Here is a 13,831-nt window from a genome sequence, read left to right on the forward strand (position 1 = left end):
ACAATCTATTGGGACTCTTAAAATCATAATGAAGATTAACGTTTGTTCATCTTCATTATTAGTGTTTTAGCATAAACGAGCATGCAGAGTACCTGAGGTTTTAGGTCGATACAATCACCCGAAACTAATTAATCACTGATACGACCAGAACTAGCTAACACTTGTAAGCTGAATGAGTGGTTTTGTTATAAAAAATGGGGTCGGTGTAAAGACTGATCTAGGTCAATTTATTCACTTTCTTTCAGTCGTATACTGGTTTGAGTGCAAATAATAGGCAGCTGTAAACATACAAAGACAAAATATGGATAGTTTAATAATGTGAACAAAGGAGGCCATCATGGCTGAGTTTACCACTGAGCAAATCCGCAATCTGGCAGTGCTCGGACACACTGGCGCAGGGAAATCCTCATTACTTGAGGCATTACTCTTTAGCGCTGATGCAATCACTTTAAAAGGCAGGGTCGATAAGGGTACAAATCATGCTGATTTCACTGCCCAAGAAAAATCCCACCGCCACAGTTTAGAACCTTCCTTTTTAAATCTTGATTATCAATCGCATCACATCAATTTTATCGATACTCCTGGATTACCTGACTTTTTTGGTCGTGCACTATTACCCTTACCCGGCGTTGAGTCGGTGTTATTAGTCGTCAATGCCGGTGTCGGCATTGAATCTGTCACTAAACGCGCTTTTGAAGCGGCGCGCCGTCAAGGTAAAGCGGTGATCATTGCGATTAATCATATGGATGGCAATGAAACAAACGTGTCAGAAGTGATGATGGATATTCAGCATCAATTTGGTCATCGCTGTTTGCCGGTTAATTTACCTCATACCAATGCTGATGGCGTTGTGGATTCAGTCGTTGATTGTTATTTACATTGTGATGAAACCACATCGACGCTATTCAGTAGCCCTACCCAAGCCAGAGATGAGCTAGTCGATACCGTATTAGAAGAAGATGAAGCCTTAATGGAGCTTTATCTCGAGCAGGGGGAATCACTAAGCCCTGAGCAATTACATGCACCATTAGAAACAGCATTAAGAATGGGGCACTTAGTGCCAGTTTGTTTTACCAGTGCTGAGCAAGATATTGGTATTGGCTCGTTATTAGAAATGCTGATTAAATTAATGCCTAGCCCGCTTGAAGCTAACCCACCACAGTTTATTAAAGGGTTTGGTGATGATGCTAAGCCAATTAATGTCACACAAAAAGCCTCAGACCATGTTTTAGCTCATGTATTTAGGGTGGCGATAGATCCGTTTTTTGGACGTATGGGGGTTTTCCGCTTGTATCAAGGTACGATTTCTGTGGGAATGAAATTGTTTATTGGTAGCGGTCGTAAGCCGTTTAAAGTGTCTCATTTAATGAAGTTGCAAGGTGACAAACAAATCAATGTGAACCAAGCGTTACCTGGAGATATCTGCGCTATAGCTAAATTGGAAGAATTGACAGTAGGTGCAGTGCTGCATGACAGTCATGATGAAGATGAATTCCATTTACCGGAGCTCAAATTCCCGCAGCCTATTTTTGGCTTAGCGGTATCTGCAAAACGCCGCGGTGATGAGCAAAAAATATCGGAAGTGTTACATAAGTTAGTGGCAGAAGATCCTAGTTTGCAAATCAGCCGCAATGAAGCTGAAGGCCAAACTGTATTGCAAGGACAAGGGGATTTACATCTGCAAATTGCATTGGAGAAAGCGCAGAATCTATTTAATGTTGATATGGAAACCGACATTCCTGCCATTGCGTATCGGGAAACCATTATGGGCGAGGCTGAATTTCGTTATCGCCATAAAAAGCAATCTGGTGGTTCAGGCCAGTTTGGTGAGGTTGAGTTAAAAGTTGAGCCTCTTGCTCGTGGGCAAGGTTTTGAGTTTGTCTCTAAAGTGGTGGGTGGCTCGGTGCCTAGCCAGTATATTCCAGCAGTTGAAAAGGGCGTTCGTGAAGCCATGCTCGTCGGAGAGTTAGGAGGATACCCGCTGCAAGATATCAAAGTGACCGTGCTTGATGGCAAGCATCACAGCGTTGACTCAAAAGAAATAGCCTTTGTTATGGCAGGTAAAAGAGCTTTTATGGAGGCAGTGAAATTAGCGCAACCTGTAATGTTAGAGCCGATAGTTGATATGAATATTCAAGTAGCGCAAACCCATGTGGGTGAGATCACCGGTGACATTAGTTCTGCCCGCGGTATTGTGTGTGGCACACAGGCTAACAGTAAAGGTTTAGTGGAAGTTAATGTAGAAGCGCCGCTAGCCAATGTGAGTAACTATTCTACTCGGCTAAAATCGATGACCGGAGGAGATGGTCAGTTCTCGATGCAATTCAGTCGTTACGATGTATTGCCACAAAAAGAGCTCAAGGCTGTGGTTAGTTAGCTTATAAGTCAATTAACGCGTTAGTTGATAAAAGCACTCTTTGATATAAGCATATCTTGGATATAAGCTCTCTTTGATAAAAGTACTTTTTGATATAAGCGTAAATCTATTCAAGCATTAGCAGGTTAATTGCTTGAGTAACTCTTGCAATAGTTATTGACCGAAGAATAAAAGGGTTAAGCTTGGCTTAGCTCTTTTTTATTGCAACAAACAGATAGGCTGCTAGTTGAAACAACCCCCTAAAAAAAGCGACAATACGCTATTGTTACTCTGTGTGAGCTTAATTTGCAGTCTTCTACCACCATTCAACTGTTTTATTGTTCTCTTAATACTGATTTACTCGATGATTGTAGTGCATCTATCGTGCGTTCATGGCTGCCTGAAAATGAACTGATTAAAGTCGATCGCTTTATTCAACAATCATCCAGAGAACAAGGTTTGATGGTACGTGGATATTTACGTGCAGTGTTGTCCCAATTTGCAGATATTACGCCACAGCAGTGGCAATTTGAATATGGTGAGAAGGGGAAACCAAGGTTATCAGCTGCGCAATATAAGCAAACGGGAATTCAGTTTAATGTCAGCCATAGCGGTGAGTGGCTGTTGATTGGCGTGATCCACAATGCGATTGATTCTAATACTATTGCCTTTAAGAGTGCAGACTCAGTGATTGCAGAAGAGTTTGGTGTTGATTTTGGCGTTGATATAGAACGACGCCGAAACAGTACTAACATTCATGCCATTTTACATCACTACTTCTCATCCCCAGAAGAATCTGCGTTATTGGCGTTACCGGAAAATCAGCAGAGAGAGCGCTTCTTTGATTTATGGTCTTTAAAAGAATCTTACATAAAAGCCAAAGGCCTAGGCTTGGCATTATCACTTAAATCGTTTGCATTTGACCTCAAGAACCTACAATTTTGTCCTTTGCCAGTTTCACATGAACCATTGTCAGTTACTCATAAAGTGCCAGATGCGCATATGACGTCAAGTACTTATAAGTTACTAAACAAGGAGTTGTTATTGTCTGATAACATTCCACTGAGTTTGCTGTGTGAAACCGACACAAAGCAATATGTCACCGCATCCAATTGGCAATGTTATTTAGGCAGGATTGATCAAACATACCGATTTGCGATCAGTGTCGGTTGCGGGGCTGAAAATAAGGTTGTTGTGAAGGCTAAACAAGTTAACTTTTCCGACATCTTTTGAGCTTAGAACAGCAAAAAAGTATCGAATAACAAAAAACGCATTTTGCTTAGATTGTAAGGCGGCAATTCACTTGCCGCGCTTAATCCGTTTTTATTTGTCACTACACAGCTTACTGTCTAGCTAAACGGTGAGTTTCTGGTGGCTGCTCAAAGTCACTTCTGAATGGATTAATATCTAAACCACCACGACGTGTATAGCGGGCATAAACCGTTAGTTTTGTGCATTCACAATAGCGCTTTAAATCGGTAAAAATACGCTCGACACATTGCTCATGAAACTCGTTATGCTGGCGGAAAGAAATTAAATAGCGCAGCAGTTTTTCACGGTCAATTTTAGGGCCTTGATAACGGATCATTACGCTGCCCCAGTCAGGCTGTGAGGTGATAAGGCAATTGGACTTTAGCAGGTTTGAAGTCAGCGTTTCTGCTACGTGTTTATCATCAGTGCTGTTTTCAAGATACTCAGGTTTAAATTGATAGTCATCTACTTCAATATCAAGCTCGTCAATACAGTGACCCGGCAATTCAACAATACGCTGGGTATTAAAATGCTTTGGCTCAATGACTTTGACGCTAACGTTACCATTAGCACAGAGGCTTAAGTCGGTAACTAATGTTTGCTGCACTTGTTCAACACTGTCAAATCGTGTCTGATTGTAGCTGTTGAGATATAGCTTAAAAGATTTGGATTCGATTAAATTATCACTTTCAATCGCTAAGTAAACTTCAATAATAGCGACCATGGGTTTACCCTTGGCATTTAGCCAAGACAGCTCGTAACCTGTCCAAATATCAGCACCTTGAAAAGGAAGCGTATCAGTTAATTCAATGGCATCTCGATTCAGTTTACGAGGAACCCCTTGCAGCAGTGAAGCATCATATTCTGCTTGATATTGCGTCGTTTGGCCTAAAGTGAGTCCTTTAAGTGCCTCTGCATCACTATAGGGGTCGTGATTGTGTGTCATCTAGTCTGTTTCCGTGTCAAAATAGACTTATATTATAACCCAAAATTGGAGCATCTTAAGTGTCTTGTTCAACTTCATTGGATCATTTTTCTAGCCGTTATATTCAAGCTTATCAGGATGTATTAGGCGAGTTTCCCCGTTATTTCCCACTTGGGCAAGGATCCGCCTGCATTGAAGGTAAGTATGATCTTGAATCAGATGAAGCCGTTTCCTGGAAGGCTGTTAAACGTAAAAATAGCTCTGATTTCAGTAATGTAGAACACGCTTTAGAGCTCAAATTACATCAAGATATTAATGCATTTTATGGTGAGTATTTTTCTGCGCCTTTGTATTTTGATTCAACATGGGGTGAGGGTGAATTACTCCAAGTTTGGAATCAGCAAGACTTTGATTCTTTGCAACAAAATGTGATCGGTCATCTCATGATGAAGAAAAAGCTTAAGCAAGCGCCAACTTGGTTTGTGGGTGTATTAGGTGATGGAGACCAAATGATCACCGTAAATAATGAAGACGGCAGTGTGTGGATTGAAATTCCTGGTGATAAACCTAAAGACCAACTGGCTGACAGTTTAGCCGAATTCATCGATGCATTATCGCCACGCGTTATGCCACCAGTTGCACCTATTGTTGAAGACAATTATGTCGCTCACCCTGGAATTTGGCAGCGAATGAAGATGATGTGTAATGATTTACTGAAACGTAAATGATCAATCAGCGCGTTTAGCGTGATGTGAAAATAAAAGCCTGACTTACTCATTATAAGTCAGGCTTTTTTGAACCGCAGGCTTATAGCCTAAGAGGTCATTAATTAAGAAGTTATTAGCTAAGGGCTTATGAGTACAAGCTTACTGATGATCCCAAGAAATATTAGACACGATTCGACAAGGCTCACATCGAAAATGGAACATATCGAGTAATGGCTCATCTAAACGCCATTCTTTTGAGCCACATTTAGGACAAGCTCGTTCTTTCTCTTTGGCTAGGCTTTCACCACCTACACGATATAAGTAATAGTAGGTTGGAATTTTAGTGATAAATTCGACTCTGCCGCGTATATCCCAACCGCGTCTAAATAGGTCGCTTTTATGGCTGGTGATTTCTTCTAGAGCGGCAAACTCAGCTTGAGTCGCTGCAGCCATTTGTAATTCATCACAGGCTTGCCACTCTGTTTGCCAGCGGATCACTCTTTTGTGGTCGCCATTAAATGTGGCAGGGATTTGATATAACGGAATAGGTAACAAGTTATCGCCGCTACGTAGTGGCGAACACATATGAACATAACTGGTATAAAGCACCTGCCAACTTGGTGCTTCTTCATTACTTTTTTCTGAATTAATGTCTTGGCCAATGTACTTCTCACGTGGCGCAAGTAACTTTGCTTCAGTCAATTGCAGTAAAGCTTGTTTAGTCCAAGGGCTGTTATGACGGCTCGATAAGCTGGTTTTTTCCGGCATTAACAACCTGACTTTAAACTCACCTTCGTTAAATGCAACAGCGAATTCTCTTCCTAGAATTTGACCGTTTGCTCTTAATGATTCGAGGTAATGGTTAATGGCTTTCTCGGCTGCGGTTATCGTGGTATCCGCAAAACATTCAAATCTGAGCTCTGTGACAAACATGGGGTTTCCGTTCAATTCTTGGACTGTAAAATGACAAGGTTCCAGTGCATTAAATTAATGTGAGTGTACTAAGTCAATGTGAGTGCACAAGTTAAGGCACTCATTTTGTGTCAGCAGACTCATATATTTAAATGAAAATACTGCTGTACTTCAATCGTTATTGTTTATTTTCAAGCTGTAAAACACGCTTTTCTAGTGACTCTATTTTAGCTTCGAATTCAATTTTCATTTGCTGCATTTGAGCCATTAATTGTTGCTCAATCATACTAGGTGCATCATTTGTTGCTTGTTTAGTTGTTTCAAGCGCATCGCCTAAGTCTGGCAAGGTTTGCCATTGTTCTTTCGGAATGGCTTTGAATTGCTGTAAGCCTTGAATAAGAATTGGCATAGGTACTCGGCCACCTAATTTCCCCTTAATCAATGCCATTGTTGGTGTATGACCATTCATTGCGATAGTTTTTGCCGCTGCGAGGACCTGTTCGATTGGACTCATAATTGGTGAAAACCCTCAATATTGATTAGTGAAAATGCTCAACCGCCAATTAGATATTTATAAAACTTAATAAAATCAATTGTATAAATTTTGGCACGGTTTTAGCTTAATGATAATTGACAACATTATAACGTATCTCAAAAGCAGTTTGAGTAGTAATTACGTGAGAATCATTTTAATAAAAGGGAAGTATCATGAAAACAAAATTGGGTTTAGCATTTTTAATGGCTGTGAGTAGCCTTTCTTTGAGTGGTTGTGTGTTGAATGTTGGTGATCATGAAGGTAATCGTAGTGATTCTTACTGGGAAAAACAGCAACAAACTAATAGAACTAACTTATCAAAATTAACCATTGGTATGGCGCGCGATCAAGTCACTATTTTAATGGGCACAGCAGATTTTAGTGAAGCTTACGTGACTCAAGCTGATGCTGAAAGTCCGAAGAAAGAAGTGAATGTGCTTTTCTATCGTACGCAGTGGAGTAAAGGCGATGGCAAAACCACTAAAGATGAATGTACCCCAGTAGTCATAAGTGACAATAAATTAGTGGGTTGGGGTGAAACCGCGTATCAAAAGATTTAATACCAGCCATTAGTTGGGTAAGTTTTTATCAATATTTTATGGCTATGCAATTTTAGAAAGAATCTTAGCTATTGCCTTAAAAGAACGTCCAATTGGTCCACGAGTTCAGACCACTGGGCGTCTTCTTTTAAACTCTCTTCTAAAAATGCTTTCTGAGCATGATTCCAAAAGCTTGCATCGGTTAACTTGGTATTGGCATCAATACTATGTTGTGACAGAAAAAGCTTGATACCGGCCTCTGTAGCATCTAAACCGAGTTGTTCAAATAAGTGTGCAAGCGTAGCTGAAGTCGTGTCCATAATAGTCCCGTTATTATGCTTAAATTTCGCGATTAAATTAACTTTAAGCGTAGGTGACAGCATTAAAATTGCAATATGTTTCAAACTTGTTAAGTTGTAACTATCAACTTGATTTAGCAATGAGTGAGAATATGGAACAGAACGTGTTGGCAGAGCATAAAGCCGTTTACTTAACGGCAGAAGACTTGCGAGTGGCAGCTTCGATTATTTATAACGCTTACCATGATGATCCTTTCTTTATTGAAGCACTTGCTACAACAAATCAGGCAAGTTACGAGCAAAAGCTTCGCGCAGCTATTCGTGAAGAATTGACGGAGCTTTGGCAGCAAGAACAACCTTTAATTGGTTGGTTCGATGGTGATCGCCTAATTGGCGTTGCATGTGTTATTACTCACCAAGTGCCGCTAGGGGAAAGCCGTTACTGGCATTGGCGCTTGAAAATGGTACTGGGAACAGGCTGGAATTCCACTCAGGCATTAATTAAAAAAGAACACAGCATCTTAGAAAGCTTGCCGAGTAAGCAATATGGGATCCTGCAATTTATTGCATTAACCCCTAATGAACAAAGTAAAGGTAACGGTGCAAAATTGATCGAAGCAGTATTAAGTTGGTGTGATGAACAGCCTGATTTAGATGGCATTGGGGTGTTTGTGAATAACCCTAAACATGCAGAGCTATTTGCCCGCGAAGGTTTTAATCATTTATCTGAACTTTCTATAGGTAGCGTAGATGGTGAAATATTAATTTACCCGAGTAAGTAAAAGCTTCAGTTAACAAACTAATAGCTACCTATTATCTAACCATTAGCTAACTTCATGAAGTAGCTGATCGTTTAAGAAAATTTTTTGCGTTAATTTATATTATTACAATTAGCTTCGGTTATGGATGAAAAGATGAGTGACGGTTATGAATGAAAAGATAAGTGAAAAAAAGTATCAAGACTTTAAATCTTTTTATCCTTTCTATTTATCACAACATCAAGACACAACTTGCCGGAGACTTCATTATGTCGGCAGTGCCTTAATCATTGTGCTAATCATTGTTACTTTGTTGAATCAACAGTGGTGGCAATTATGGCTTTTGCCAGTTATTGGGTATGGTTTTGCTTGGGTAGGACACTTTGTATTTGAAAAAAATAGACCTGCCACATTTGAATATCCTTTATATAGCTTACTAGCCGACTGGGTGATGTTTGCACAAATGTTAAAAAAGCGCCTTGGTTTAGGCTCGCCTTCAAGCTAACTGTTACCTATGCTTGTGAGACTTATCTCACAGTAGTGTAGGTATTCTTTCGTTATGAGTTATCTAATTTCTCACCATTTAATTAAAAGCTAAATAAAAACAATCGCTTATGTATTTAACTGTAATATTTACTTTGTGAATATTTTGTTTCAATGGTTTTTAGGCTGATTTCGAATTCAATTATTATTTACAATGAACTTATTAAGCAATCAATGAATTAATTGAGTGAGTTACAGGATGTAGCCACAATCAAAGTTAATTGAGTTAGTGCTTAAAGTGAATAAAAATGCTTTTTCATTAGTTATGGATGAGTGTATCAATTTCAGGATGAAACTAGGACACGCTCAAGGAATGGGCATAAGCTCAGTTAATGATTAACTGAAACAAGGATGAACCTCATCAGGAAGATGAAGGGTTGCAGGAAGCAAATACCAGGACGGTATATTAGGAGTTAGCCTCTCAGTCACAAGGATAGACTGATTCAAAGGAATGAACACTCAAGTAATACTCTTCAAGGGTAGTACAAGGAAATTGAGTTAAAAGGAAAATGGAGCAAGGAGCACGTTAGTCGCATGGATGGAGCAGGGAGCACAATTTAGCAGGATAGCTAGCGAAGAGTAAAATGAGCGCAACCTTATTTGGTTGCGCTTTTTTATGCTTAATTGAAATCAATATTTATGCACGCCTACTTTTATATATGCCTATTTTTATGAATGCATGTCTGCTATGTAAATGTTAAATATGTGAGTCGGTCAAAAGACTTAGCTTCTTACTTTTCCACTCGCTTTGTGAGATATATCTCACAAGCGCTGTGAGACTTAGCGCTTTTATATTGGCTTATTTGGAGTGTTTTGTTTTAAGTTGTTGTATCGTTTGGTTTAATTTTTAGTTTGGCTTTTGCTGTTTGTTGCTGTCGTGTTAATTGCGTGTTTTGTGCATATTTATTTACTCACATATTGCTTAAAATAAGTCACAAGGAAGCAGATAAGCACAGGATGTGTTTAGTAGTTTTAAACAAAACTGCTGCTAATTAAGATTTTAGCAAGTGGCTGTAACATGAGACTGATTACAATAGATTGTTGTAATGGCTTGCTCAGGATGAACCCTAGTTATTACCTTAGTTATTGATGTTGCTCATCAGGATGATGACTTATAGCACATTAATTAAGTGGACGATAAAGCGTCGTTAAGGAAAACGACAGTGTTAATGGATGACACTGACATCAGAGATGATGAAAGACTTTATGGTGAAATGGATTTTAATGTTTGGACATCAGTAAAATGGATTTACGCTGTTAAGGATAACAGTGATTGCAATGGATGCAGATAATTGAAGCAAGGATGTCATGGAAGAACCCCAAGGATGATTTAAAGGACACGCTTAAGGATTTGAGCAGGCTCGGTCAAAGGATAATCGAGTAAGAGGGACAGTACTTTAGTGTACATGGAACATCAAGGATTGAATAAGGATAGCGCACGGAGCAAGTTAGACGCATGGATGGTGCAGGGAGCACAAATATAGCTGGATGGCTTAACAAGAGTATAAGAGACCGCGACAATTTATTGCCGCGGTCTTTCTTTTGCTTAAAATTCGACTTACGTTGATATTGAAACGAGATATCAGCTAGGGCGTGTTGATTTTTACTGGTTGAATTTGTTCGAGGTAAAAAGCGAATTAAGCGCGGCGAGTGAATTGCCGCCTAGCAATCGAAGCTAATTTCACTGCAAAAACAACCTTAAAAGATCAACACACTCTAATACTCAGCCAATAAAAAACGCTATTGAGAGTGTGCTTAACCCTCTAATAGCGTTTCATCATGTGGACGTTTTACACTTTAATTAAGTAAATGCTTAATTGAAAGCTTGCTTAACGTATGCGTATTAACGGCATTTGCCAGAATTGCAGCTTGATGCGCCACCACAGCCACCAAACTTACCTTTGGCCATTGGCGCATCCATCCATTCCGGCTCTGGAAATATCGGCCAGTTAATCTTTTCTATCTTTTTGCCGTGCATATCGATGTGACCGCGGTATTGATTAATACCATCGGTACTGAATTCAAACATAAATTTTGCACGCCAACATAAGCCTGTTGTGCCACCAATACTTGGTCTTGCTGATTCCATAGCAATAGCCAACAATTGTACTTTTTGATTGGCACAAGATCTTTCAGCATAGCGACGACTGATTTCAGCCATTTGACGTAATTGCCAAAAGAATGCAGCAATAACGACAACTGCGACGATTAAAATAAAATCTGACATCATTGGCTAACGGCCCTAAATAACCCGCCGATGGCGGAAGAAAGTTTCTCACTACGGTCAGCACTTCTTAAATCGAGCAGTAGTGAATCTCGTAAACTTGGAATAGCTACGATATCAGCAAAAACTTGATTAAAGAAGTTTTGCGGTTGGTTAGCTAATACTTCAAGATAAAGTTTGCGAGTTGCATCATCTTTTAGAGCTGTCCAACTTCTTGCTGCAATTGTGATCAATAAGTTCTCATCTAACTGTTGGTAATTCACTAATAGCTTAATCGCTTTTTGCGTTAATTCTGGGTGAGATGCGAGCGCTCTAAGGTAGATATGCTTATGCTCAACTTCTGCGGCGGATAACTTATCAAATAAGGTATTAGCTAATGCATTTGAAATGGCAACGTGCTCTAAACATTGACAAATAGCTGCTTGAACCTCTAACGGTGCTAGGGTAATAGCTGCATTGATATGCTTGTCATGGTCAAACTTATCTAAGCGGACACAGACATCGGCAATACCTTGTAATCCGAGTTGTTGCCAGTTGTCACCTTGAGCATTGGTTTCATTTAAATTCGAAAAATACTGGGCAGCATATTCATATTGAGCAGATGCTTGCTGACTTAATTGCTTTTTAACCAATGCATTAAACAGTGCTAGTTTTTCTTGGCTAGGCTTAAAACTGAACGGATGATTGGCGTAGCGTTCTTGTTCTTCATCAGACAAAGCTTTAGTTGGATCACGCCCTAACGCTTCTAGGATCATTTTAATAAACTGGCTACGCTGGGCAGGCGATAACAAACCTTGCTCATCAAGAGGCAGCTTTAAAAACCAAATAAAAGGCGGTTGATCTTCACGCCAAAACACAATGGCAAACTGGGCATGGCCTTGAATTGGAAATGGGTAAGGGGTGTTCAATGCTTCAATTTGGTTGAATAACACTGGGTCAATGTTTTCCACTCTTCGGCCTAAATCATAAACCTGAAATTGAGTGTTAGCGGTGTCTAGGAATTGGCTTAAGGTTTCGAGTTGTGTCATGGGAGTTTATTTATCGCGATTAACTTGCCGCTATTATAGGGTTAACTGGCGTCTGATGATATGATTAGTCGCACAAACAACTATGATTATTTTAAACCGTTTAAGCGAAAACCTGCCGTTATGCCTCATATTCAAACCGCTCAATATTTAATACAGTTAGAACAGCAACTAAAGCAAAGTGATTTGTGGTCTGGCTCTATACCTTCAGATACAGCACTTGCCAGTACAGCGCCATTTGCTTGTGACTCATTGCGTTTTGAGCAGTGGCTGCAGTTCATATTCATTCCGAAAATGGGTCAGTTAATTGAGCAAAGCTTACCTCTGCCGACGCAAATATCGTTAACGCCAATGGCAGAACAAGCTTGGGTAAATCACGGTGACTTAACAGCTTTAGTTGAATTGCTGACTCAGATAGATAACTTTTTAACCCGTCAGTAAGGTGAATATGATGACAGAAGATAAATATATTAGTCCATTTGCTGATGATGAATACTTTGACGATGAAACGCTTAATACTGAGTTAGAGGAAAGCGATGAAGTCGCACCTGAGTTAGAGATTTTATTTGAAGATGAACATATTGTGGCCATCCATAAGCCTGCCGGTTTATTGGTACATCGTTCATACTTAGCCAGAAAAGAGCGTTTTTTTGCGATGCAATTAACACGTGATTTAGTTGGATGCCATGTATTCCCAGTTCACCGTTTAGATAGGCCGACTTCAGGTGTATTGGTGTTTGCTAAAAGTAGTGAGGTGGCTAGGGCTTTATGTGAGCAGTTTGAGCAGCACCAAATTGAGAAAACCTATTTAGCGTTAGTGCGAGGTAATGTGCATGAAGCAGCTAGGTTGGATTACGCATTAAAAGTAGAACTTGATGATGTTGCCGACAAAAAAGCCCGCAAAGATAAACCCCCTCAAGATGCGGTGACTGACTATGCTCCTTTATTAAATACAGAAATTCCATTTAGTTCAGGTCGTTACCCGACGAGTCGTTTTTGTTTAATTAAATTAACACCGCAAACAGGGCGTAAACACCAATTACGTCGTCATATGGCGCATTTACGTCACCCGATCATTGGCGATACCACCCATGGTGACGGTAAACAAAATAAATTCTTCAGATCGCACTTTGAGATAAATCGACTGTGGCTGATAGCGAAATCTATTCGCTTTACCCATCCTGTCACTCAGCAATTAATGCATATTGAAACAGAGCTTGAGCAAGAGTGGTTAACGGTTTTTGAACAATTTGGTTGGCAAGAGCAACTAAATGATGAAGAGCCTATGCTGCTTGCCTAGTGCTAAATGTTTAGTAAATAGTAAATAGTAAATAGAAAAAGTTGAATAATAAAAAGAGATATCTGTCAGGGATATCTCTTTTTTTCAATATTCTTTGGTCGATTTCATGACTGTCAATAACGAGCCAATAACAACCGCGACTATTGGACTAAAACGGACTAACTGGCCTTAAGCGGCACTTTAGTATGTTCTAGCAATACCGATTTAAGTTTTTCAAACTCTTCAATTTTTGCCAGAGGTTCACTGGTATCTTGTTGCTCACAACGAAAATAAAAATTACGGCGAATATGGGCTGATTTGTGTTGCAGTTTAAACAATCTGTGCCTGTTGGCCTGACGCATAACAGTAACCTTAACGAATGGGTAAGTTATTACTTTTGTTTGTATTTCATACTTGCAGCCTAGTATTAGAATACAGTATGGTGAAGTTATTAACCTCATAAAGCAGCGCACTGCTA

Annotated in this window: 15 protein-coding genes; 8 read left to right on the plus strand and 7 right to left on the minus strand. The window is 39.7% G+C overall.

Annotated features, from left to right (window positions below; all coding sequences use genetic code 11):
• Positions 1-337 precede the first annotated feature (337 nt).
• Together fusA and L2737_RS02475 are read left to right on the plus strand one after the other, a co-directional pair.
• Positions 338-2,377 (plus strand): elongation factor G, encoded by a 2,040-nt coding sequence (gene fusA / locus L2737_RS02470; protein WP_248954653.1) that lies wholly within the window; start codon positions 338-340, stop codon positions 2,375-2,377.
• A 285-nt stretch (positions 2,378-2,662) separates the two neighbouring features.
• On the plus strand, positions 2,663-3,589 hold the full coding sequence (locus tag L2737_RS02475; protein WP_283108215.1) for a 4'-phosphopantetheinyl transferase family protein: 927 nt from the start codon (positions 2,663-2,665) through the stop codon (positions 3,587-3,589).
• 109 nt (positions 3,590-3,698) lie between these two features.
• Here the strand turns inward: L2737_RS02475 and queF are convergent, their stop codons facing one another.
• Positions 3,699-4,553 carry an NADPH-dependent 7-cyano-7-deazaguanine reductase QueF gene (queF, locus tag L2737_RS02480; RefSeq protein WP_102527864.1) on the minus strand — a complete coding sequence of 285 codons (855 nt, stop codon included), beginning with the start codon at positions 4,551-4,553 and terminating at the stop codon, positions 3,699-3,701.
• A gap of 59 nt (positions 4,554-4,612) precedes the next feature.
• On the opposite strand from queF, the gene syd reads away from it, so the two are divergent.
• A complete protein-coding gene (gene syd, locus L2737_RS02485) occupies positions 4,613-5,260 on the plus strand; it encodes a SecY-interacting protein (RefSeq protein WP_248954654.1) in 648 nt (215 codons plus the stop codon).
• A gap of 138 nt (positions 5,261-5,398) precedes the next feature.
• On the opposite strand, the gene L2737_RS02490 is transcribed toward syd, so the two are convergent.
• A complete protein-coding gene (locus L2737_RS02490; RefSeq protein ID WP_248954655.1) occupies positions 5,399-6,172 on the minus strand; it encodes a Zn-ribbon-containing protein in 774 nt (257 codons plus the stop codon).
• A gap of 157 nt (positions 6,173-6,329) precedes the next feature.
• Positions 6,330-6,665 (minus strand): hypothetical protein, encoded by a 336-nt coding sequence (locus tag L2737_RS02495; RefSeq protein ID WP_102527867.1) that lies wholly within the window; start codon positions 6,663-6,665, stop codon positions 6,330-6,332.
• 194 nt (positions 6,666-6,859) lie between these two features.
• On the opposite strand from L2737_RS02495, the gene L2737_RS02500 reads away from it, so the two are divergent.
• Positions 6,860-7,246 carry a DUF3192 domain-containing protein gene (locus L2737_RS02500; protein WP_102527868.1) on the plus strand — a complete coding sequence of 129 codons (387 nt, stop codon included), beginning with the start codon at positions 6,860-6,862 and terminating at the stop codon, positions 7,244-7,246.
• A gap of 68 nt (positions 7,247-7,314) precedes the next feature.
• On the opposite strand, the gene L2737_RS02505 is transcribed toward L2737_RS02500, so the two are convergent.
• Entirely contained in the window at positions 7,315-7,545 is a 231-nt protein-coding gene (locus L2737_RS02505; RefSeq protein ID WP_102527928.1) for a DUF2789 domain-containing protein, read from the minus strand.
• Positions 7,546-7,676: 131 nt separating this feature from the next.
• Here L2737_RS02505 and L2737_RS02510 point away from each other — a divergent pair, with 131 nt between their 5' ends.
• On the plus strand, positions 7,677-8,306 hold the full coding sequence (locus L2737_RS02510; protein ID WP_248954656.1) for a GNAT family N-acetyltransferase: 630 nt from the start codon (positions 7,677-7,679) through the stop codon (positions 8,304-8,306).
• Between the two features lie 145 nt (positions 8,307-8,451).
• On the plus strand, positions 8,452-8,787 hold the full coding sequence (locus L2737_RS02515; protein ID WP_229367452.1) for an Mpo1-like protein: 336 nt from the start codon (positions 8,452-8,454) through the stop codon (positions 8,785-8,787).
• A gap of 1,881 nt (positions 8,788-10,668) precedes the next feature.
• Here L2737_RS02515 and L2737_RS02520 read toward each other — a convergent pair.
• Both L2737_RS02520 and L2737_RS02525 read right to left on the minus strand, forming a co-directional pair.
• A complete protein-coding gene (locus L2737_RS02520) occupies positions 10,669-11,055 on the minus strand; it encodes a DUF3301 domain-containing protein (protein ID WP_102527871.1) in 387 nt (128 codons plus the stop codon).
• Positions 11,052-12,077 carry a DUF3549 family protein gene (locus L2737_RS02525; RefSeq protein WP_248954657.1) on the minus strand — a complete coding sequence of 342 codons (1,026 nt, stop codon included), beginning with the start codon at positions 12,075-12,077 and terminating at the stop codon, positions 11,052-11,054. Before L2737_RS02525 ends, L2737_RS02520 begins: the two co-directional genes overlap by 4 nt.
• A 60-nt stretch (positions 12,078-12,137) precedes the next feature.
• Between L2737_RS02525 and L2737_RS02530 the strand changes: the two genes are divergently transcribed.
• Both L2737_RS02530 and truC read left to right on the plus strand, forming a co-directional pair.
• Positions 12,138-12,515, plus strand: a complete 378-nt coding sequence (locus L2737_RS02530) for a YqcC family protein (RefSeq protein ID WP_346349184.1) — start codon at positions 12,138-12,140, stop codon at positions 12,513-12,515.
• 10 nt (positions 12,516-12,525) lie between these two features.
• Complete coding sequence (gene truC, locus L2737_RS02535; RefSeq protein ID WP_248954659.1) at positions 12,526-13,374, plus strand: tRNA pseudouridine(65) synthase TruC; 849 nt, start codon at positions 12,526-12,528, stop codon at positions 13,372-13,374.
• Positions 13,375-13,532: 158 nt separating this feature from the next.
• On the opposite strand, the gene L2737_RS02540 is transcribed toward truC, so the two are convergent.
• Entirely contained in the window at positions 13,533-13,715 is a 183-nt protein-coding gene (locus L2737_RS02540; protein WP_102527874.1) for a hypothetical protein, read from the minus strand.
• Between the last annotated feature and the right edge of the window lie 116 nt (positions 13,716-13,831).

It is taken from the genome of Shewanella electrodiphila, assembly GCF_023283985.1.
Lineage (GTDB): Bacteria > Pseudomonadota > Gammaproteobacteria > Enterobacterales > Shewanellaceae > Shewanella > Shewanella electrodiphila.

Excerpts from the sequence above, each read along its gene's own strand:
- L2737_RS02510 (WP_248954656.1), top strand. The coding sequence starts at position 7,677 with ATGGAACAGAACGTGTTGGCAGAGCATAAAGCCGTTTACTTAACGGCA.
- L2737_RS02500 (WP_102527868.1), top strand. The coding sequence starts at position 6,860 with ATGAAAACAAAATTGGGTTTAGCATTTTTAATGGCTGTGAGTAGCCTT.
- L2737_RS02540 (WP_102527874.1), bottom strand. The coding sequence starts at position 13,715 with ATGCGTCAGGCCAACAGGCACAGATTGTTTAAACTGCAACACAAATCA.
- L2737_RS02525 (WP_248954657.1), bottom strand. The coding sequence starts at position 12,077 with ATGACACAACTCGAAACCTTAAGCCAATTCCTAGACACCGCTAACACT.
- L2737_RS02490 (WP_248954655.1), bottom strand. The coding sequence starts at position 6,172 with ATGTTTGTCACAGAGCTCAGATTTGAATGTTTTGCGGATACCACGATA.
- fusA (WP_248954653.1), top strand. The coding sequence starts at position 338 with ATGGCTGAGTTTACCACTGAGCAAATCCGCAATCTGGCAGTGCTCGGA.
- L2737_RS02520 (WP_102527871.1), bottom strand. The coding sequence starts at position 11,055 with ATGATGTCAGATTTTATTTTAATCGTCGCAGTTGTCGTTATTGCTGCA.
- L2737_RS02515 (WP_229367452.1), top strand. The coding sequence starts at position 8,452 with ATGAATGAAAAGATAAGTGAAAAAAAGTATCAAGACTTTAAATCTTTT.
- L2737_RS02530 (WP_346349184.1), top strand. The coding sequence starts at position 12,138 with ATGATTAGTCGCACAAACAACTATGATTATTTTAAACCGTTTAAGCGA.
- L2737_RS02495 (WP_102527867.1), bottom strand. The coding sequence starts at position 6,665 with ATGAGTCCAATCGAACAGGTCCTCGCAGCGGCAAAAACTATCGCAATG.
- L2737_RS02505 (WP_102527928.1), bottom strand. The coding sequence starts at position 7,545 with ATGGACACGACTTCAGCTACGCTTGCACACTTATTTGAACAACTCGGT.
- queF (WP_102527864.1), bottom strand. The coding sequence starts at position 4,553 with ATGACACACAATCACGACCCCTATAGTGATGCAGAGGCACTTAAAGGA.
- truC (WP_248954659.1), top strand. The coding sequence starts at position 12,526 with ATGACAGAAGATAAATATATTAGTCCATTTGCTGATGATGAATACTTT.